This window comes from Pseudomonas nitroreducens NBRC 12694 (genome assembly GCF_002091755.1).
GTDB classification, from domain to species: domain Bacteria; phylum Pseudomonadota; class Gammaproteobacteria; order Pseudomonadales; family Pseudomonadaceae; genus Pseudomonas; species Pseudomonas nitroreducens.
This window is the reverse complement of record NZ_BDAI01000040.1, coordinates 1-548: the sequence shown is the minus strand read 5'-3', so window position 1 is coordinate 548 and position 548 is coordinate 1. Positions and strand designations below refer to the sequence as shown.

2 protein-coding genes are annotated in these 548 nt (G+C 66.2%); both read left to right on the top strand.

What is annotated here, in order from left to right:
* Window positions 1-175: hotdog family protein (locus PNI01S_RS28185; RefSeq protein WP_501193806.1), on the top strand; the 175-nt coding region annotated here is incomplete at its 5' end.
* Between the two features lie 49 nt (window positions 176-224).
* Window positions 225-548: acyl-CoA dehydrogenase family protein (locus PNI01S_RS28180; protein WP_143514283.1), on the top strand; the 324-nt coding region annotated here is incomplete at its 3' end.

Genomic DNA, 548 nt, shown 5'->3' with positions numbered 1-548 from the left:
CTGCCGCGCCAACCCCGAAGCACGCCTGCGCCGATACGCCTACCGTGGCTTGCGCCCGCTGATCAGCCCCGAACCTTTCGCAGTCGGCGGCCGCCTGAGCGGCCCAGACAAGGCCGAAGTCTGGGCTGGCAACGGTGCCGGCATCGCCCAGCGCGGCGAAGTGGAATTCGACTGATCGCACCCCTGCGGTGCCCTCCCAACAAGAAAAGAGCAAAGGTGATTCGATGACTTCCACCCCCGAAGAACTCCAGGCCATCCGTGAAGGCGTGCGCGCCCTGTGTGCGGAGTTCCCCGCCGAGTACTGGCGCCGGATCGATGAAGAGAAAGGCTTCCCCGAGGACTTCGTCCGCGCCATGACCGAAGCCGGCTGGCTCTCCGCGATGATCCCGGAAGAGTACGGCGGCTCGGGCCTGGGGCTGGCCGAGGCCTCGGTGATCCTGGAGGAGGTGAACCGCTGCGGCGGCAACTCCGGCACCATCCACGGGCAGATGTACAACATGTTCACCCTGTTGCGGAACGGCAGCGCCGAGCAGAAGGCCTACTACCTG